The sequence below is a fragment of the Streptomyces sp. NPDC048483 genome, from assembly GCF_040651455.1.
In the GTDB taxonomy this organism is placed as follows: Bacteria; Actinomycetota; Actinomycetes; order Streptomycetales; family Streptomycetaceae; genus Streptomyces.
This window is the reverse complement of sequence record NZ_JBEZJZ010000009.1, coordinates 17,489-36,416: the sequence shown is the minus strand read 5'-3', so window position 1 is coordinate 36,416 and position 18,928 is coordinate 17,489. Positions and strand designations below refer to the sequence as shown.

The window sequence follows — 18,928 nt, the reverse complement described above, 5'->3', positions numbered from 1 at the left end:
TTCTCTGGGACTTTGGGCCGGGACCGGTCGTTCCAGGCCCGCGGGTTACCCGAAGACCGCGTCGATGGCGGCGCTGCCGCGCGCACCCGCGCGAGGCAGAAAGTGCGCGTACTTCCGGAGTGTGAACCCGGGGTCCGAGTGGCCAAGCCACCGGGCCAGGGAGACGACCGACTCGCCTGTCTCCAACTGCTCGGAGGCGTAGAAGTGGCGCAGGGCATGGTAGCCGTGTTCTCGGGAGGGCTCCCGGATGCGGGATCCGTCCGGGGCCCTCTTCTCCAGTGCGGCGATCACGCCGCCCTCGGCCAAGGCCGGCTTCCAGACGTAGGAGTTGCAGTAGTTCCGGTTGATCGCCTGGCGCTCGCGCCCGGTCACCAGGAGGTTGTACGTTCTCGGCCTCCGGTGCTTGGCTTCCACCGGCGTCTCCGGCGGGCGCGGATCGCCCCACGGCATGGTGACCGGCACTGGCGCGAACATCTCCATGTGCTGCCGCACGGCCTTGGCCACGCTTGAGGGCAAGGGCACATCGCGAACCCTGCTCCCCTTGGGAAGGGCGAAGCACAGCTTCGTCCGCACCATCGTGACCTGACGTCGGACATGGACGACATCCTCGTCGAAGTCGATGTCCTCCCTGGACAGGCCGAACGCCTCTCCTTGCCGGAGTCCGAGGCCGGCGCCGATCTCGACGAGGACGCGGTAACGCTCCGACAGAGCTGCGCGTACCGCCGGCACACGCTCGGGCGGCCACGCCTCAACTCGGCCCGGTGCGGCAGCCGGAGGACGGACCGTACTCGCGCGGCATGGACTGCGTGCCAGGCGGCGATCTTCGACGGCGACCTGGAGGACGCCGGAGAGCGTCTCCCGGACGAGACGGATCGCGGTAGGGCCGAGGTCCTTCTCCAGCCGCTTGTTCCAACTCCGCGGCGCTTCCGTCCCGATGCTGTTGAGCGGCAGCGCTCCGAGGTGCGGGAGGATGTGCCGGCGCACCCGCTGTTCGATGCGCTCACGGTCCTTGAGCGCGGGGATGCCCTTGACGCGGCAGCGGGTGCACTTGCCGTACATGGCCGTGCGTTCGCGTTTGCCGGTTTGAGGGTTGGGGCGCTTCTTGAGGCACCGGTCTTCTCCATAGCCGGGCAGGTGGAACTCCTGGACAAAGGCGGGATGGGCAGCGGCGCTCGCCGCGTCGTGCGTCAGGCGCTGGTGAAGCGGGCGCCCCCGCGCATCGCTGGTCAGAAGCGGCGCACCCGCCCGGCGATCAGGTGTCCGACGAGCAGATAGATCGCGGCAGGCAAGCCGTAATGGAGAGCGACGCGCAGCCCTTCGGTGTCCATGGTGAAGATGTCCTGCGCCCACCAGGCGAGCGAGTCCGCCACGCTCTTCACGAACTGGACAAAGACGTTGCCCTGGTTCGCTTCGAGGAGGTACAGCAGGATCCACAGCCCCAAGAACGCGGCGGCCATGTCGGCAATGGTGTGGATGATCAGAGCTGCCCGCTTTGCGGCGGTGCCGCCCCGGCTGCCGTTGTACTGATCATCTACGGACATGGATGCGGACCTGTGGCTCCTGCGAGTCGCCATCTGACGCACGCAGCGGCTCGACGGCAGGGAGGTTGCGAGCACGGCCAGGGTGGCCACCCCCCACAGGAGGCACCCTGGCCGCGATCGCATACGGGACGACCATGCGCACCCGCATGCAGTTCTGCGTCGCAAGGTGTTGCCGCGTTACTCGGCCAAGCGATACGTCTGATACGCAAGGACATATGCGCTCTTCCAGGCGCCTGGTCGTGCGGGTGTGACAGTTGAGCAACCAGTGACGCAGTGAGAAGTAGCCGACTGGTCATCGGCCCGTGCGGATCCGACGGTTCCCCCCGTGCTGGCGGATCCGGCACCCGGCGCGGGTGGCACTACCTCCCCCCGAGGCCCGCCCGCGCCGGCCTCACCCTTCATGAGCGGTTGGCAATGCGTGTTCAGGTGGCGGATACCCTGAGCCGCCGTCTCAGGTGTCGGGTCTCACAGAGGGGGGTGTGGGTGCACGTGCTGACCGCAGACCGGTACCGGCTGCTGGAGGTGCTGGGCCGCGGCGGAATGGGCGAAGTGTGGCGCGCCGAGGACACCAGACTGGGCCGCGAGGTCGCGGTCAAGCTTCTGCTGGACACGACGGTGGTACCCGATGCGGTGGAGCGGTTCCGCCAGGAGGCACGGACCGCGGCCGGCTTGAACCATCCGCACGTACTGGCGGTCCACGACTTCGGCGAGGACCGGGACCGCTGTTACCTGGTCATGGAGCTGGTGCACGGCCGCAGCCTCCGCGCCGAACTGACCGAAAGGGGCGCGCTGGACATCGACGAGGCGTGCCGGATCGCCGGGCAGGCCGCGGCCGGGCTGGCGGCCGCGCACCGCGCCGGGGTGGTGCACCGCGACATCAAGCCCGGGAATCTGCTGCTCGGCGAGGACGGGCTGAAAGTGGCGGACTTCGGGATCGCCCGCGCCACCGGGCCGGCCGCCTGTGCCCTCACCACCACCGGACAGATACTGGGCACCCTCGCGTATCTGGCACCCGAGCGCGCCAGAGGCCGTCCGGCAGGCCCCACGACGGATGTGTACGCGCTGGGTTGTGTGCTGTACGAAATGCTCTGCGGACGGCCTCCGTTCACCACGGACGACGTGCCCGCCGTCGTTGCGTACCAGCACATCGACGCCGACCCCGTACCGCCCCGGCAGCGCCGCGCGGAGGTACCGGTCGCGGTGGGGACGCTGGTGCTGCAGATGCTGGCCAAGGACCCCGCCGCGCGCCCGACCGCTGCGGAGGTCGCCGAGCGCCTCGGCGTAGCGGCCCGGGCCGGCGATCCTCCGTCCCCGGCCGGGCGGCCGTCCGCCGAGCCGGCGACGGCCGATGCCACGCGGGCCCTGGGCCGGCCCTGCCGAACCCGCCCTGTACGCCGTACCGCCGTCCTCGCCGGCGTCGCGGCGGCCGCACTGTGCGCGGCCTCGACCGCCGTGGGCTACGCCCTCCTCCCCCTCGCCGACGGCACGGCGGGCGCTCCGCCCCGTACCACCGCATCCGCCACGCCCGCACGCCAGTCTGCCCCTCCCGCGCCCCGCCGTACCGCCGATCCGCAGCCGGTCACACCGACGGAACAGCAGCACAACTGGCACCCCGCAGCGGTGACCCCGCTCCCGCGGGGCGAAGCCGCCAAGAAGGCCCCCGGTGCGCAGAAGCGGGCCGGGCAGGAAGCCGGCAAAGCGGGCGGAGCCGGCCACAGACGGCATGAAAGGGAGCGGAAGACAACATCGGAGGAGTCCAGGAAACGGCGTGGAGCGGCGGCGACCCCCGACCGGTAGACGCAGCCGCCGCTGCCTGCCGGGGACCGCTCGGGACCAGCCGGTGCCGGGTCAGCGGTCGCTGGTGACGGTGACCGGTTGGTCGTTGTTCAGTTCGTTCACCAGCTGCCTGACCTTCGGCCTGTCCCACTGGAGTTTGCCGCCGATGCTGCCGGAGATCGGCATGTTCATGGACTTGCCGTCGCCGCCGGAGACGTCCTTCATGGCGCAGAACATCCTGGCGAGCTCGTAGGGGTTCATGTTCTTGTCGACGACGAGGGTGTCCAGGCCCGCGCCCATGACCGGGTAGAGCGTGAACGGATTGAGCAGGGTGCCGGGCGTGGCCACCTGGCTCGCGAGCGTCGAGAGGAACTTCTGCTGGTTCCTGGTGCGGTCGAGATCACTGCCGGCGAAGGCGTGCCGGGTTCGGACGTACGCGAGCGCCTGGGCGCCGTTGAGGGTTTGCTCGTCGGCCTTGAAGTCGGCTCCGGACCACTTGTCCGTGAAGCCCTTGTCGAGGTTCATGTCGACGCCGCCCATGGCGTCGACGATGTCGGCGAAGCCGGTGAAGCCGATCTCGGCGTAGTGGTCGATGTGCAGTCCGGTGTTGTACTCGACCGTGCGGGCCAGCAGTTGCGGGCCGTCGTAGGCGTGGGAAGCGTAGGAGGCGTTGAGCTTGTTCGCGCCCATCGCGGGCCTGATCTTGCCGGACTCGGAACCGCGGAACTTCGGGATGGTCACGTTCGAGTCGCACGGCAGGGAGATCAGCGTCGGGCCGCCTGCGCCAATGTGCAGGATCTCATCGAGTCGGTCCGCTGACCGGCCTCCGCGCTGCCGCCGGTGTGCAGGGATTTACGCTGGGCCGCCGACATGCCCTTGCGGCTGTCCGAGCCGACGATCAGGTAGTTGGTGCCCTCTCCCTCGGCCGGGCGGTCGATGACCTTGCCGAGGTCGACCTCCTTGCGCAGCTTGGAGTCGGCCCAGAAGTACGTGCCGACCAACACCACGAGCAGGACGACGAGGACGGATATCACGATCCGCTTGGCCCTGCCGCCCCGGCGTGGGTACGGCCCGGACTCGTACGGCCCGCCGCCTCCCGACTGGGGCGGCGGGGAGGGACGTTGGGCGGGAATGCCACGGGCGGAATGTGAAGGCGGCGCGGCATTTTCGCGCTCATACCGGTCCTGGAAGTCGGCGTACCTGCCGTCGGGTCACTGATTCATGCCCGGCAGTGCGCATTCCCCGGCTCCCCCGAGCGCAAATCGAGGATGGGACTCCGGGAAGAATGTTTCACACCTGACGTACAGCGCCTGAGGGAACTGGCTGCAATGTCCCGCCAAATATGCAAGGGGGGTGAATGAACGGGCAATCGCGGCCGATTGTGATCAATTCGGGCACGCCGAATTGATCACCACGTCGCGCCCTGCGGGCCGCAGGACGAGTATGCGGCTTCTGGCTCGCCATCGGATCGCGTATCGCCAAGAACGGGGCTTGTCACGTGACGGAACGGGTGCATGGGGATGCGTATTGGGGCGGAATTTTCAGTGCACTGGACATCGTTCACCGGCGGACACGACGTCACCTTCGACGGCAGCAATCTTCGCGCACCCTTTTCGACCCGCTCAGCTGCCCGACTGCGGGGTGAGACCGGCGTGCCGAGCAGGGAAGGACGTGCTTCGAGCTCAGGGGACACGGGAAGGCAGTACCCCCTGAGCTCGGCGGAAGCCCCGTCAAAGGCGTCGCAGCCAGGCGGCTGCACCATGGCCGACCCCGAGGTAAATCAGCGCGGGCAGGGCGTAGTTGAAGAAGACACGCAGCCCTTCCGTGTCCATGATGAAGATGTCCTGCGACCAGCCGGCAAGCCAGTCGGCCACACCGTGTACGAAGTCGACAAAGACATTCGCCTGATTCGCTTCGAGTAGGTACAGCAGGATCCACAATCCGAGGAATGCTGCGGCGATATCCGCGAGGCTGTGAATGATCAAGGCGAGTCGGTCGGCTCCGATGCCTCTGCGATTGCCGCTCGAGCTCCTTCTGCTGTACGCCGCGTTCGGAACGTCGCCGTACGGGGCAGCTGGGGCGGAGTGGTGAGGAGAGGGTGAATTTCTGCGACGCGGGGCATGCGCTCCTTCAAAAGGTAGCGGGGCCGTATCACCGACATCCTGCGCGTGTGATCCGTCGTGGTAGGGAGAGTTTGATCTGGAGTCGTATGGGCGATTTTGCGGTATGCCGTCATTGGGGTAGCTCACGGACCTGCGCATTTCCCACTGGACGCTTTCGAAACTCCCTTCACTGCTATTTCACATCGACGTCCTCGGACCGCCACTTCGGAGTCGACGGCCGTCCGCACCGCCTGGACGAATCAATGGCGCGGGCGGCCCATTGGGGACCGCCCGCGCCGTGGGCGGCAACCTTGAGGCGGGGGGACCGCAGACATCAAGGCACCACGCAACCGATACGCAGTCGGCACTGCCTACAGCGGCGCGCCGGGCGAGAGTGTCACTCCCCGCTTCGACGACCTGCCTCTCGGGGCTTTGCACCTGGTGCTGGTGCGAAGCCCCGAGGAGCCGGCAGCGGGCGGGCCGATGAGCCAGTAGCCGACGAAGGGGAACGGGGAAGCCGCCCTTGGTGTCGTCCAGGTCGCTCATCAGGACCACTCCGATGTTCTGGGTGCGGCCGAAGAACTGGAGGAGCCCGGCGATCAGGCACAGCCGGTCGCCGTGGAAGGCCGCGAGCTGGTCGAGCTCCTCGCGAAAGATGGTGGATTCGGGGTCGCAGTTGCCGTAGGTGAGGGTGCAGCGACTGCGCGGCTCCAGCAGCAGGACGCTCTTGGTGATCGAGGCGATTGGCGTGAACGCCGCTGCCCGCTGCGACGCCGAGCAGATGGCGCTCGCCAAGCGGATCGGGTTCGGTGGTGAATCGCCCGCCGGGGACGGCGACGTGCACCGTGTCGCCGGGACGGAGCTTGTTGGTGACCCAGGCGGATACCCGGCCGTCGAGGATGTACTTGACGGCCACGCGCGCAGTTCGCCGTCCCCGACGCCGCAGCAGATGGAGTACATACGGCGCTGCTCCTCCCCGTCGACGGCGGTCTTGAGGGTGAGGTGCTGGCCCGGGACGAAGCGGAAAAGCGGGGCGAGGCCAGCCGGGACGTCGAAGGCGACATAGACCGTGTCGGCGGTCTCGCGGCGGACATCGGCGACCGTGAGCCGGTGGAAACCCCGGCTTGGGGCGGCAGGCACAGGCGTTTGGCCGGCCGTCCTCTCAGCACCCGTTCCGGCTTCGGGTCCCGCTTCGGTTTCGGTGGCCGTGGCGCACGCCCACTGCCGCTGTAGCTTCCGCCGTCCGGGTTGGCCGTAGGAAGAGCGAGAGGACCGGTACCAGGTACAGGACCCAGAGGAGTGCCTGGGCCACGCTCGGGTTCGGCTGGAAGTTGAAGATGCCCTTCATCAGAGCGCCGTACCAGCTGTCCGGCGGGATCGTCGCGCTGATGTCGAACAGACGGCTGTCCAGGCCGGGGAGGATGCTCGCCTCCTGCAGGTCGTGGATGCCGTACGCGAGGACGCCGGCCGCGATCACGACCGGCAGGGCGCCGGTCCAGGTGAAGAACTTTGCGAGGTTGATCCGCGGGGCACCGCGGTAGAACAGCCAGCCGAGGGCTACGGCCGTGAGCAGGCCCAGGAGGGGCTCGAGGCGAGCCTCGTCGTCTGCATTCTCGTCGCTTACCTGGTCAAGACGGGCAACCGGAGCAAGCTGCCGCCCATCTGGCTCGGCGTGGGCATCGCGGTCGCGCTCAGCCTGATCGTGGGCGCGGTGCTGCAATACGGTTCCACCCAGCTGACGTTCGAGGCTCGGGAGGCGCTCGGCGGCGGTCTGTCCATCCTCGCCGTGGGCCTGGTGACCACCACGGTCTTCTGGATGCGACGCACCGCCCGCCACCTGAAGCCGAGCTGCACGGAAAGCTGGACGAGGCCCTCGCCGTCGGCACCGGCGCCCTGGTGGCGACCGCCTTCCTCGCCGTCGGCCGCGAGGGCTTGGAGACCGCCCTCCCGCAGGCCGATCAAGTAGTTGGCGAACACACGGCCTCCTTAAGGCGCGGTCGTCAGGTGCGGTAGTCCGATGTCGTCGAGCCCAGGACGTCAGGACCTGCTGTTGGCACCGAGCCACGACTGGCTGCTGATGCCGTCGGGCAGGGCTGGCCGTCGATGCCGTCGGGTCAGGAGTGGCCGTTGAGGAAGCCGATCAGGCTGGCGCCCCACCAGCCGAGCTGGCTGACGACGGCAGCCACACCCGACTGGATGCGCAGGGGGCGTGGCACCGACGTGTCCCCGCACCGGTCGAGGCGCTGCCCGAGCCAGCGGGCGTAGAGGCCGTTGAGGGTGATGGCCAGTACGAGACCGAGTTTGACCAGGGTCAGCGGCGATGACAGGTCCGGTCGGAGGAACAGTCCGGTGACGACCAGGCCGGCCAGCCCGAGCCAGATCGGGATCTGCAGTGTGCAGGCGGTGCGCAGGACGTCGGGCAGTGGGCGTCGTCCGAGCATCCACAGCAGGGCGAACCAGTCGACGGCGAGCACGGAACCCAGCCCGAGGACGAGCGCCACGAGATGCAGGAAGCGGGCGGCCATCTGCAGCGGCGGGTCGGCGTGGAGGTGACCGGCCACCCAGCAGGCGGCCGCCAGGACGGCGCAGCTCAGGATTCCCAGTGCGGCGAGCGCCCACAGCGGTGTCGGCGGGTTTTCACGGACTCCACCACCGTCGGCGGGCGCGGCCCATCCCGGCACCCCGACGGGCTGGGGAGCCGGAGCAGCCATCGGCCCGTCGGAGTGCGGGGCCATCGGTCAGTTCTCCGGCTTGAGTTCTACGTTGCGGAAGGTGGCGGTGGTCTTCTCGCTGAGCGCGGGCTTCTCACCACTGGCGCCGTGACGCAGGAACGTCGGCCGCTCCAGCGTGGCACGCAGCGTGTACTTGCCGGCCTTCGGGATCGAGAAGTTTGTGGCGTAGTGGAAGAACTCGGCGTAGTAGAAGTTCAGTTTCTGCGCCTGGACGGCCTTGCCCTTGCTGTCCACGACCTCAAGGCGGATCGGTACATCCGCGACGATGCGGCCGGTCTTGGCCTCCATCGGGATGATCTCGATGTGGTGGGTCTCGTTCTTGGTCGGCTCGCGGTGGACCATCTTCCCGTGCCCGTTGTGCTCGGAGTGGAACCACGGCTCGGCCGCCTCGACGATGTACCCCACTCGGTAGTCGCCGGCCTTGGTCTCGCCGCCCTTGGCCGCGATCTCCGCCTCAAGCACGGTGTGCTGGTGCGCCACACCGGCCGGCGCGGTCTCCTTCGCCTGGCCCTTGGCCGGACTGTTCCCGTCCTTGCCGGAATCGGCGCCGCCGCAGGCGGTGAGGGCGAGGGCGAGCGGGACGGCCAGAGAGAGCGAACGAAGCGAGGGTCTAAACCCGGACATGGCTGAAAACCTTCGATCGAAAGTAAGGTGAGGCGAACCTAAGTGAATGCCGTGTGCCCGTCAACCCGTCCCAGGATGCGCATATACGTCGTATAACGGGCGTCGAGGGAAGGCTTTCCGCTGGTCCAGGGGAAGTTGAGTTGCCATCAGTAGGCGCTGAGGTTCAGAAAGTAGCCGTGCGGTGGTCGGTATCTGGACAGGTAGGCGGCCCTCACGCCTACACTGCGCGCGCCTCTGTTCCCCGTTCCCCGTCCCCCGTATCGCACCAGGACTGTCATGCCCGCTCGCCTGCCCCGGCTTGCCGCCATTCCTCTGCTCGCCGTCGCCCCGCTCGCCCTTCTGACCGCCTGCGCCGACAAGAGCAACAGCGACGGCAGCGACGCGAAGTCGGGAGCCATCACGGTCCAGGCCGCCGATGACACCTGCAAACTCTCCCGGACGTCCGCACCCGCCGGGTCCATCGCCTTCAAGATCGCCAACGAGGGCAGCAGGATCACCGAGTTCTACGTCTACAGCCCGGAGGGCAAGGTGGTCAGCGAGGTCGAGGGCATCGGCCCCGGCACGTCCCGCACGATGACCGTGAAGATCGACAAGGCCGGCTCGTACACCACCGCCTGCAAGCCCGGAATGGTCGGCAAAGGTATCCGGGGCGACTTCACCGTGACGGCGAAGAAGCGGCACGGCTGACCGCACCTCACACGATGACGCGCCCCCCCGGCGAGGGCCCGGCGACCCCGGCCTGCGGCACGCGGCCTTCATCCCCTGCGGAGCGACCGCCCGCCTGCTGCTGACCCACGCCGTAGGCGTCCCTCTGGGGGCCCAGCTCAAGAACCTGCACAGCAGCCATGCCTGTCCGGTGAGTCGTAGATGCCGCGCCGGATGCGGAGCGGATCGGTCACCGGGTCTGTCACGGACGCCGGAGAGCCGTGGTGTGATGGCGCCGTGAGCCGCGCCGTTGAAGAGAGCAACCGCCGCCTGCTGCGAGCGCGGGATGCGATGGATCGCTCCTCTGCGCAGCCGCTGGACGTCCCGGCCCTGGCCCGGATCGCCCATGTGTCCCAGGCGCACTTCACGCGCACCTTCCGGGCCACGTTCGGCGAGACGCCGCACCGCTACCTGCAGCGCCGCCGTGTCGAACGTGCGATGTTCCTGCTGCGGGAGACCGACCGCAGCATTACGGACATCTGTTTCGAAGTCGGCTTCGGCAGCCCGGGAACCTTCAGCCGCACATTCCGCGACATCGTCGGCCGGTCGCCGAGGACGTACCGCAAGGAAACGGCGGCCATGGGCGTACCGACGTGCTTCACGATGGCGTGGACGCGGCCGAGTGCCTGACCGTGCGCACTGCCCGTACCGTCCGTCGACTGAGCAGTTTTGGATAAGTTTTCGTCCGGAGTGCCCAGTAGCGTGATGCACATGTTCACCGCAATCACGCATTCGGCAATTTACGTCCTGGACCAGGACGAGGCACTCGACTTCTACGTCGGCAAGCTTGGCCTGGAGGTCAACGCGGACGTCGACATGGGCTTCATGCGCTGGCTGACCGTCAGCGTCCCCGGCCACCCCGAGCGCCAGATCCTGCTGGAGAAGCCGGGCCCTCCGGCGATGTCCGAGGAGACGGCAGAGCAGGTCCGCGAGCTGGTGACCAAGGGCGCGATGGGTGGCTGGCTCATTCTCACCACGGACGACTGCCGCAAGACCTACGAGACGCTGCGGGGCCGGGGTGTGGAGTTCACCGAGGAACCCACCGACCGCCCGTACGGAACCGACTGCGGCCTCCGCGACCCCTTCGGCAACCGCATCCGCTTCACCCAGCCGAGGGCCTGAGCACTGTCCGCCGGGTGACGAGCGGAGCCAGGGAAACGGTGGCGCCGCCGTGAAAGACATAGGCAGGCGACCTCGTGACGGGCACACGGACAAGAGCCTGGCCCCCTGACCCCCGAGCGTCATTAACACCCGGCCGGGAGCATCCGAGCAGTAGCGGACAGGATCACGCAAACGCGCTTCTCTCAGAAGCCGTCTCTTTCCGCATCTGATGTGCGGGTTTCCGCAGGTCAGGCGGGATCTCCGTAGGTTCGAGGCACGCTGAGACCGTCGTGTTCTTCCTGTCTGGTCGTGTCGGTGGATGTTCTCGGTGTGGACTACCGGCGGATCATGACCGTTCTCGGTGAGGCCGGCGGCAGCCTGACCGCGCGGCAGACGGCGGTGGCCCTGGGCTGGGACAGCTCTGTTCCTTTTCGCGTCGAGGGTGCTCGGGGCAGGCTGAAGCGGCTGGTGGAGCGGGGCCGGCTGGTGGAGGAGCGGCCGGGCTGTTTCACCCTGCCGTCAGGACCCGCGGCCGCTGTTGCCGCGTAGGGGTGCGGCGGGCGAGGCGGCAGCTCATCAGCATGGTCATCGACCAGAGGATCATGGCTTCGCTGCTGTCCGTCCGTGCTTCGTCATCGCGGGTCAGGCGGCGGCTTCGCATCAGCCAGGCGAAGCTGCGTTCGATGATCCACCGGCGTGGGAGGACGGTGAAGCCGCTGGTGTCGTCACTGCGTTTGATGATCTGAAGGGCGAGGCCGAGTGCCTGGGCGGCCCAGTCGACGAGGTAGCCGGTGTAACTGCCGTCGGCCCAGATCAGCCGCAGTTTCCGGTAGGTCTCCCGCAGGCGGGGCAGCATCGTGCGGGCGGCATCGTGCGGGCGGCATCGCGGTCCGTGGTGGAGGCGGGCGTCACCAGCACCGTCAGGACCAGGCCGAGGCAGTCGGTGACCACGTGCCCGCCCCCGGCGGGGGGCCGACATCAACACCCCATCAATTCAAGGGAATTGATGGGGTGTTGCCGCACCTTCTCAGGCCACTCCCCCTTGGCGCCCCATTGAATGTAGGACCAGAAGATCATTTCGCGTACGCTTACCGCCAAGTAACCACTGTTTTCTCCCAGGGGGACCCTATGCGTCGACGCATTTCCGCTTTCGCCGTCACCGCCGCAATGGCCGGAGGCGTACTATTCGCGGCCCTGCCCGCACACGCCGCCACCACGACCACCGGCGGGCACGCCGCGGTGGCCCGGGGCGCCATTCAGGTCAACATCGGCGAGCTGCGCCAGCAGTCCGCCGACCTCAAGTCCAAGGCTGCGCGACTGGACCAGGAAGGCGAGCACGCGGCAGCCAACCGCGCCCGCGCCGAGGCCAACGCCATCGACCAGAAGATCCAGGCGTACCTCGACGCCGAGAACAACGCCTGATCGCTCAGGCACACAGTTCGCGCCCGCCTCGACACCATCGGGGCGGGCTTTGCCGTGCAGCCGTCACCCGGCCGTGAATCACCGGATTCCCGCGGCGATGCGACGCCTTGCGATGCGCCGTACCGGACGCAGCCTGTGGATCTGCGTGCGTCGACGCACGGTGGCCGGCCTGCGCCCGCCGCTGTCGTTGCCGCCCCATCCGGAGGTCCCCCGCGACGGGCCTGGTCACGCACCCTTTTGCGCAGCGCGGCAAGCTCGGTACGTTCGTCGGTGGTCGGCCGGTCGTCACGCTCACCGGCATCCGCCTCGGCCTGCCGGATCCAGCCGCGCAGGGCCTCGGTATGCACACCGAGCTCGATGGCCAGACGCTTGATCTGGGGCTTCGGGTCGGAGGCCCGGTACATCCGCACCGCACGCTCGCGCAACTCCAACGAGTACTTCCTGGGGGCAGCCATGGCCGATGCTCCTCTCACGAGAACCATCTGACCCTCTGTCAGCATCCTGCGCATCTTGGGGGAACCTCGGAAGCGTGTGACTGTCTCGCCCACTGGTGACGGTCTCAGCCTGCCTCGAACATACGGAGATCCCGCCTGACCTGCGGAAACCTGCACATCAGATGCGGAAAAGAGACGGCTTCCAAGCCAGGCCAGCTGAAACCTGCACCGCTAGTCGCACCACTGCGGATCAATGCACCCATGCACACTTGCATGCGCCTGCGGTCCGCCGCCTAGGTTCCGGCATTGATCTGTAGCGCTCATGCGAACCGTAGGGGGAGCAGGTTGAAGCCAGCAGCAGACGTACTGAGGGAGCTCGCGCAGCCCTCGAATGTCGCGGTCCACTCAAGCTCGGCGCTCGTCGGTAGCGTGGATGCGGCAGCAGCAGAGGATGACGGAGAGCGGAAGGAGAAGGAGCTCGATGCCCTTCGGCGTAAGCCGAACCTTCAGGCGATACCCACGAAGGAACTCGGCTCCGTCCAGCTGACTCCCTGGAACGTACTGCACACACTCGGCCAGGCCATCGCACTGGCGCGGCGCGGCGCCGGACGGGGCCTCGCCGAGCACTGGGGCAGCCTCAAGTACCACCAGGCCCTGGCCGGCCGCTCGGACGGGTACATGCAGCTCTCTGCCGAGGGCAGGGAAACGGCGGACTACTACAAGGCGCTCCAGTCCGGAGAGCTCGGAACCGGCTTCGCCCTGGCACTGGCCAAGCAGGTCTTGAGCCGACGCCATCCGCAGCACATCGTGTCAATCGTCCCAGCGGACACCGCCCTACGGGCGGGCTGGGCGCTGACCAGCAGGGACAAGGGGCCACGATCGGGCTACCGGTACCGTCCACGGTTCTTCGCCGAAGTATGGAGGCCCGGCGAGCCATCACGGGTCTTCCCCATCAAGTGCAAGGGCAACCACAGCAATGCCGCGACCTCGCACGACCAACTCGCTTCTGCCTCGGCCCATGTAGAGGCGGTGCACATAGGCCCCTGGGACGAAACACCGAGCCTGATGTTCAGCACGGAGCTTCCCATGGAGGGTCCGCTCACCGTCCATGCCCTGCATTCCGAGGGAACGGGCGGCTGGTTGAGCAGGGCGACCGACTCCCCTAGCAGGAACCTCAACCATCAGATCGAAGATGAGAACATCTATCCGGGTATCCAACCGCCCGTTGAGGGCGACACACCCCCGCCACCCGAGCCCGGCTTTCACGTCAAGCCGGAACGCTACGAATGGTTCCGGCACGTCCTCGCGCGCACGGCCGCCGCCGGACTGACCGCCTTCGCCGGCGACGGCGACGCAACCATCCAGTACCTGACCAAACGGCAAGGACAACGCCACTTCACCGGCTTCGCACACGCGGCAACCGGCAGCGTCCAGGACGCTCGACGAACCCTCCTCGACATCCCCTTCGTCGGCACGGACCACGTCTTCCGGTTGAACAGGACACGCGTGGAGGCGTTCTCCGGCGTCGCAAAGGATCTCTTCCGCCACCTCGAAGAAGGCCGGGTGGAGCAGTACCGCAGTGAGGTCTACACCCGGCGGTCCTCTTGGCCCCTCGACACCTGGGACCCCAAGTGGGGAGGTCCCGTCTCGGTGCACCCAGACGGATCCGTGCTGGCCATGCGCAAGCTGACCGCCTGAGCCCTTCCGAGGGCCTTGGGGAGCCACCGCTCCCCAAGGCCCTCCGGTCCGCTCCAGACCGAACGAGAGCGCGCCTCTGTCCAGCCCCAATACGGTCCGCCCAGGTAAAAACCATGGCCAGACCTCATTCGGGACGAACAGGTGGTGGGTTCACGGCTCCCGACTTCTCAAGGCCGGGTCAAGTGCCTGATCTCCATCGCCGCTCGGAGAATTCCCGCGTTTCACGTGAACGCTTGAGAGTCCCTTGGAGGGGCTTCAGTCGAGGCCGGCAGGATCCCCACATGCAGACAGACGCGTGACTGAACCCGGACGATTGCTTCGTACCAGGGCGGGAGTTGTTCCCAACCGACCGGAGGTTCAAGGTCTGGGTCTACTCGGTTCAGCCACAGTCAGCTCCTGCTGCCCTTGAGCAGGCGGCCGAACGGCGAGAGCTGGACGTCGGCCAGTTGCAGCGTGCCGTACGAGAACAGCTGGTGGACGGTCTCGACGGGTGCGGTCTGATCAGCCGTAGGTCAAAGTCTCCTTCAGTGAAGGGGCGGACTCGGCTCAGGCGTGCGGGCGCAGTCCGCAGCCGGGCGCAGGCTCTGTTCAACCGCGTGCGGGATGTCGACGACCGGGAACAGCGCCTGTCGTACGGCCCGTTCGGCGTCGGCGACCAGGATCGGTCGCGCGACGCGCGACGCCTTGGGAGTGTGCCCACCGCCGAGGCGGCGCAGTGTTGAGCTCCACCTCTGGTCACACACCACCTGACACCACATCAGAACGAGCGTCAAGACAACATCGAGAGCGTCATTTCAGCGCCGACATCGCCCGTACCGCACACATCGCACATTTTGCGCACTCATCAAAATCGCAGGTCAGCGCCGCTTTTCGGCAGGTTCGAGGATTGCCACGAACGCCACCTGATGGGTCATCGAAACAGGTGACCTGGCTCAGGATTCGCGAAGGGCCAAGTCAAGCCCGGCAGGCCGCAGGCACACGGCTACTGGCACAGTAGATCCTCGTGTCGGCCAAGAACGCGAAAGACCAGAAGCCCCTGCGGTATCCCGACGCCATTGACATACCCGTGCTCTTCCGTAACGGCCCAGGCGGACGGACAAGGAGTGGGTGGCGCCGGAAGGACCATGCCGCATGGAACGGCACCGCCTTTCCCCCCAAAGACGGCTGGTACCTACCCACCACGACGTGGCGGAACATTCTCCAAGCCGCGGTCGGCGTGGGACGTGACATCTCCCCCTGGCTCAACCGGCCGCACTATGCCATGCGCGAGATCGGGGCGCGGATCGCGCCCCTGAACGCGTATCTGGACCTTCACGACGGTCACCGCCTGCACGCGTACAACGCCGGAAGGCGGCTGACCGCGAACGTCGTACTCGAACATGGCACTGAAGCCAGCGCCTTCGGTGCCTTCAGTTACCGGCTGGGCATGACGATGGCGGAGTGGGCCTGCCGCTCGCTGATGGGTCTCGGCGAGACATGGCACATCGAGAACAGCTGGCCCCTGGGCATCCAGGACCCGGCCGCCGGAACGAAGCCGGTCAAGGGGCAGAAGAACCCCCGGCCCGACTTGTGGGGGACGCATCATTCCGAGGGCCGCCACTGGCTGATCGAGGCCAAGGGCGGAGCCATCACGCCCGGCCGACTCGACCACGGCTGGGAGCAGCTTCTTGGGGGATGCACGGTGCTTCATCCCCATGACCTGGATCACCGCCTCGTGCTCTGCGGCACCGCACTCAAACGCGGCGTCGCCCCCAGGAACGACCTGTTCGTCATCCTCCGCCACGAACACCACGCCGGAACACAGAGCGGCTCGCTCAACCCCACAAGTGGCAAGGGGTCGCCCCCCGGAGAGGCACAATCGGCGGAGGAGGCTCTCGATGAGGACAGCACCGGCAGCACCCTGCTCGATGTCGCCCGCTCACAGATGCTCACCTACTTGTCCCTGAGCGCCCTGGAAAACTCAGCCTTCTCCCGGCTCCGCCTGGTACCGGTAGCCCGGGACCGCGGCGAGCGCCGTCCAACAGCGGGGCCGCTCGCCCTCATGGAGGACGATGAGGCCACCCGCGAACGACGTACGGCCCTGGGCTGGCGCGAAGCGTCCCCGAACGACGCTAACGCCCGAGCGGCGGGCCTGGACAGCTTCCTCACCGGCCGTATCCCGCACACGGAAGTCACACTCGGCATGTCCCGACGGCTCTACGCAACCTGCGCCGAACTCTTCCAAGCCGACCGGGAGATCGCGGAGCGGACGCCGGGGCTGCGCGCGGAGGACCGCACTACCGACATCGAGGAGGAAGAACGGGAAGAACGATCGACGGCCGCGCGCCGCGAGTACCGCGAGCGCCAGGAGGAAGCCAGGCCCATCGTCCAGCGCCGGCTCCGCGAGATCTTCGCGGCCTCCCGCGACCAGCCCTGGGAGCACCGCCTGACGGACACCCCGCGCTTCACCCTCGCTCCGGCGGCCCTCGAAGCCACCACGCCCGAGACCTACCTGGCGGTCGACGCCGGCGATCTGTTCCGACGCTGACCGGCTCCGAGGGACACTCCAGCACTGAGGGAGGGCGCACGTGAGCGCACACCATGCAGGCGCGCGCTGCACGGGGCCGCCATCGCCGCTGGAAGTGCCCTGGGGCTTTTCTGGGACTTCCGGCTGCATCAATAGGCACGAGCGTGAAACAGCCGAAAGGCCATCTGCGCAGGTGGGCGACCCGCAACCACCCAACGCGGCAGGTCACCGGCCGCGCTGGTCTCTTCCGGGACATCTGACCTGCGGGTGCCGCCGCCCTGGTGCCGTCGCGCGAGGAGGTATCCGGCCTGATGATGCGCCGGGGCCACCGCTCGTCATCGACAGCGAGGTCCATGAGTGGCCCGTGTGCGCCGATGGGACTCGTCCGGCGGATCGGCTGATGGTTGATGGTTGATGGTTGACCAGCAGACCAGCAGACCGGCCGCCGGACGGGCGCCGGTTCGGTGCTGCGCCGGTGGCGTGTGGGTCCGGGCATCCCCAGGTCACGATACGTACGTGGGCCCTGGGGATTGTCCGACTGTACGGATAGCTTGTGGGTGTGGCGGATAGCCTGTGGGGGTGTACGACATAACGGATCCGGAGGCCTCTCGGCGCGCAGCGAAAGCCGCCGAGCGGGAGCGTCTGGCGCGTGCGCGAGAACGCCGGCAACTCCAGGGCTCCACCGGGGTAAGCGGTTTCGTGCAGCGCAAGTGGCGATGGCTCGGGGTCGGCGGCAGCGAGGCTGTCGAAGCGGTGCTCGCCATGCTCTCGGAGGTGACGTCCGCCCCCGGGTTACCCGAGGCTCAGCGGACGGTACTGATCCAGGCTCTCGAGGGCGCGCCGGACCGTGAGACCTTGTTTCCGGCGATCCGGACCGGACTGGGCCTTCTGCCGGCCGGCTCCGTGCTCACTCACCTGCGCGCCCTGTGGGCCGCCGATGTGCGCTGGCTCAACGAAGCAGGGCTGGAGCGGTGCAGGGTCCTGTGCTCGACGGCGCCGAGCCTGGAGCTCGTCAGCAAGCGCTCGCTGTCGGGCGGCGCCGCCTTTTCCCTGTTCACCACCGCCGCCACCCGCGGCGCGATACCCGTACCCAACCGCTTCCTCGATGCCCTTCTCTCCTGGACTCCCCTGTCCGTCCTCGACGATCTGATCGATAATGGCGGTCTGTTACCCGAGGACGCACCATGGCGGGCGCGCAACGACGCCGAAGGGCTGTACCTTCGAGCGCGCCTGGACCCGGGAGCCGTCACCCCGGAGCAGGCCGAGCAGCTCGAATGGCACTCTTACCTGCGCAGACAGTCATTCCTGAACGGCCGTACGATCCTGCGGCAGGAGCCCGAGGACGTCTGGGACCTGTTGTACGACGTGCTCGTGGACGGCGATGAATCGGCCATCGACGCACTTGATGCCGCACTGCCCCGGCCGCAGCAGATCGAGCTGCGCAACCTCAAGTCGGGGGCGCTCTCAGGTCAGTGGCCCGTCGAAATGACCGAGGACCGCGGGCTGTGGCTGCTGATGTCAACGCTGTGGACACCGCGGGAATCCATCGACGCCGGACGCAGCCCGTTCTCCGCACTCGTCGCCCTCCATCGGGCGTACGACCTCCTGAAGTCGGGCGATGTGGAGGCGGCAGCTCATCAGGCGCGGTCCCTCACCCGCGCGGGCGGCACCAGCCGGAGCGTCCCGGCCGGTTTGGTTCCCGAGGCGTACGCCATTGCCGCGTACGCGGCTGCGGCGAGCAACGACCTCGAGGCGGCGGAGGGGTACGCCGGTAAGGCTGCCGAAGGTGGCGGTGCCATTGCCGAGCAGAACCTCGCGCTCGTCCGCGCCTGGAGGGCTACGACGAAGAACCACCGCGGTCCGGTCACCAACCCCTTCCTGGAAGTTGGCCTGGACCACGGTTCCAACGGCTGGGAGGAGCGCTGCCGCGAGATCTTCCGGCAGCACGAGGGCGACCCGGTTGCCCAGGCCGGGCTGAACCGGGCCGAGGACCGCATCCGGGACGCACAGCGCAAGAATGCGGGCTGGAACGTCTTCTTCCGGCTTCCGCTCGACCGGTCCCGGTACGCCATGCCTTCTGTGGTGCCTCAGCACGTGGTGCCGCCCCGGGAAGCCCTGCCGCGTCGTACCTCGCTGACGAGCGGGGCGGATCTGGAGGCCATCCGTGCCCGGGCCGCCGTCGAGCTCCTTGAGGACTTCCGGACCACAGCCCCCCACCTCGACCGCCACAGTCCCACCCGGTGACCGCCGCAACGCCCTGACCGATCGCCCGAATCCCACAAGGCAG

At 67.8% G+C, this 18,928-nt stretch carries 17 protein-coding genes and 4 pseudogenes; 11 read left to right on the top strand and 10 right to left on the bottom strand.

Annotated elements, in window-relative coordinates; genetic code table 11:
- Positions 1–45 precede the first annotated feature (45 nt).
- Positions 46–1,059, bottom strand: a complete 1,014-nt coding sequence (locus tag AB0D04_RS07210) for a site-specific integrase (RefSeq protein WP_362700257.1) — start codon at positions 1,057–1,059, stop codon at positions 46–48.
- A gap of 167 nt (positions 1,060–1,226) precedes the next feature.
- Entirely contained in the window at positions 1,227–1,541 is a 315-nt protein-coding gene (locus tag AB0D04_RS07205; protein ID WP_362700255.1) for a hypothetical protein, read from the bottom strand.
- 489 nt (positions 1,542–2,030) lie between these two features.
- On the opposite strand from AB0D04_RS07205, the gene AB0D04_RS07200 reads away from it, so the two are divergent.
- Positions 2,031–3,338 (top strand): protein kinase, encoded by a 1,308-nt coding sequence (locus AB0D04_RS07200; protein WP_362700253.1) that lies wholly within the window; start codon positions 2,031–2,033, stop codon positions 3,336–3,338.
- A 51-nt stretch (positions 3,339–3,389) separates the two neighbouring features.
- On the opposite strand, the pseudogene AB0D04_RS07195 reads toward AB0D04_RS07200, so the two are convergent.
- The 4 genes and pseudogenes from AB0D04_RS07195 to AB0D04_RS07180 form a co-directional block, all read right to left on the bottom strand.
- Positions 3,390–4,450: pseudogene (locus AB0D04_RS07195) on the bottom strand (LCP family protein).
- Positions 4,451–5,047: 597 nt separating this feature from the next.
- Positions 5,048–5,323: a hypothetical protein gene (locus AB0D04_RS07190; RefSeq protein ID WP_362700421.1), complete on the bottom strand. Its 276-nt coding sequence runs from the start codon at positions 5,321–5,323 to the stop codon at positions 5,048–5,050.
- A 294-nt stretch (positions 5,324–5,617) separates the two neighbouring features.
- Entirely contained in the window at positions 5,618–6,559 is a 942-nt protein-coding gene (locus AB0D04_RS07185) for a hypothetical protein (RefSeq protein ID WP_362700251.1), read from the bottom strand.
- 22 nt (positions 6,560–6,581) lie between these two features.
- A pseudogene (locus AB0D04_RS07180) lies at positions 6,582–7,001 on the bottom strand (FTR1 family protein); the annotation flags it as partial.
- Positions 7,002–7,028: 27 nt separating this feature from the next.
- On the opposite strand from AB0D04_RS07180, the pseudogene AB0D04_RS07175 reads away from it, so the two are divergent.
- Positions 7,029–7,366 (top strand): annotated as a pseudogene (locus AB0D04_RS07175) (FTR1 family protein); the annotation flags it as partial.
- A gap of 167 nt (positions 7,367–7,533) precedes the next feature.
- Here AB0D04_RS07175 and AB0D04_RS07170 read toward each other — a convergent pair.
- On the bottom strand, positions 7,534–8,154 hold the full coding sequence (locus tag AB0D04_RS07170) for a hypothetical protein (protein WP_362700249.1): 621 nt from the start codon (positions 8,152–8,154) through the stop codon (positions 7,534–7,536).
- Between the two features lie 3 nt (positions 8,155–8,157).
- Complete coding sequence (locus AB0D04_RS07165; protein WP_362700247.1) at positions 8,158–8,775, bottom strand: hypothetical protein; 618 nt, start codon at positions 8,773–8,775, stop codon at positions 8,158–8,160.
- A gap of 276 nt (positions 8,776–9,051) precedes the next feature.
- Here AB0D04_RS07165 and AB0D04_RS07160 point away from each other — a divergent pair, with 276 nt between their 5' ends.
- The 4 genes from AB0D04_RS07160 (at position 9,052) to AB0D04_RS07145 (ending at position 11,130) form a co-directional block, all read left to right on the top strand.
- Positions 9,052–9,462, top strand: a complete 411-nt coding sequence (locus tag AB0D04_RS07160) for a cupredoxin domain-containing protein (protein ID WP_362700246.1) — start codon at positions 9,052–9,054, stop codon at positions 9,460–9,462.
- 255 nt (positions 9,463–9,717) lie between these two features.
- Complete coding sequence (locus AB0D04_RS07155) at positions 9,718–10,110, top strand: AraC family transcriptional regulator (RefSeq protein WP_362700244.1); 393 nt, start codon at positions 9,718–9,720, stop codon at positions 10,108–10,110.
- Between the two features lie 81 nt (positions 10,111–10,191).
- Positions 10,192–10,602 (top strand): VOC family protein, encoded by a 411-nt coding sequence (locus AB0D04_RS07150; protein WP_362700242.1) that lies wholly within the window; start codon positions 10,192–10,194, stop codon positions 10,600–10,602.
- Between the two features lie 288 nt (positions 10,603–10,890).
- Positions 10,891–11,130 (top strand): hypothetical protein, encoded by a 240-nt coding sequence (locus tag AB0D04_RS07145; RefSeq protein WP_362700240.1) that lies wholly within the window; start codon positions 10,891–10,893, stop codon positions 11,128–11,130.
- Here AB0D04_RS07145 and AB0D04_RS07140 read toward each other — a convergent pair.
- On the bottom strand, positions 11,090–11,437 hold the full coding sequence (locus AB0D04_RS07140; protein WP_362700238.1) for a transposase: 348 nt from the start codon (positions 11,435–11,437) through the stop codon (positions 11,090–11,092). The genes AB0D04_RS07145 and AB0D04_RS07140 overlap by 41 nt on opposite strands.
- Before the next feature lie 272 nt (positions 11,438–11,709).
- Between AB0D04_RS07140 and AB0D04_RS07135 the strand changes: the two genes are divergently transcribed.
- Complete coding sequence (locus AB0D04_RS07135; protein ID WP_362700439.1) at positions 11,710–12,003, top strand: hypothetical protein; 294 nt, start codon at positions 11,710–11,712, stop codon at positions 12,001–12,003.
- Between the two features lie 290 nt (positions 12,004–12,293).
- Here the strand turns inward: AB0D04_RS07135 and AB0D04_RS07130 are convergent.
- Positions 12,294–12,407 (bottom strand): annotated as a pseudogene (locus AB0D04_RS07130) (transposase); the annotation flags it as partial.
- On the opposite strand from AB0D04_RS07130, the gene AB0D04_RS07125 reads away from it, so the two are divergent.
- From AB0D04_RS07125 to AB0D04_RS07110, 4 genes are all read left to right on the top strand, one after another.
- Positions 12,361–12,489: a hypothetical protein gene (locus AB0D04_RS07125; protein ID WP_362700437.1), complete on the top strand. Its 129-nt coding sequence runs from the start codon at positions 12,361–12,363 to the stop codon at positions 12,487–12,489. The pseudogene AB0D04_RS07130 and the gene AB0D04_RS07125 overlap by 47 nt on opposite strands.
- A 293-nt stretch (positions 12,490–12,782) precedes the next feature.
- Positions 12,783–14,135, top strand: a complete 1,353-nt coding sequence (locus AB0D04_RS07120; protein WP_362700236.1) for a hypothetical protein — start codon at positions 12,783–12,785, stop codon at positions 14,133–14,135.
- 1,216 nt (positions 14,136–15,351) lie between these two features.
- On the top strand, positions 15,352–16,662 hold the full coding sequence (locus AB0D04_RS07115) for a gamma-glutamyltransferase (protein WP_362700234.1): 1,311 nt from the start codon (positions 15,352–15,354) through the stop codon (positions 16,660–16,662).
- Positions 16,663–17,220: 558 nt separating this feature from the next.
- Positions 17,221–18,885 carry a hypothetical protein gene (locus AB0D04_RS07110; RefSeq protein ID WP_362700233.1) on the top strand — a complete coding sequence of 555 codons (1,665 nt, stop codon included), beginning with the start codon at positions 17,221–17,223 and terminating at the stop codon, positions 18,883–18,885.
- Positions 18,886–18,928 lie beyond the last annotated feature (43 nt).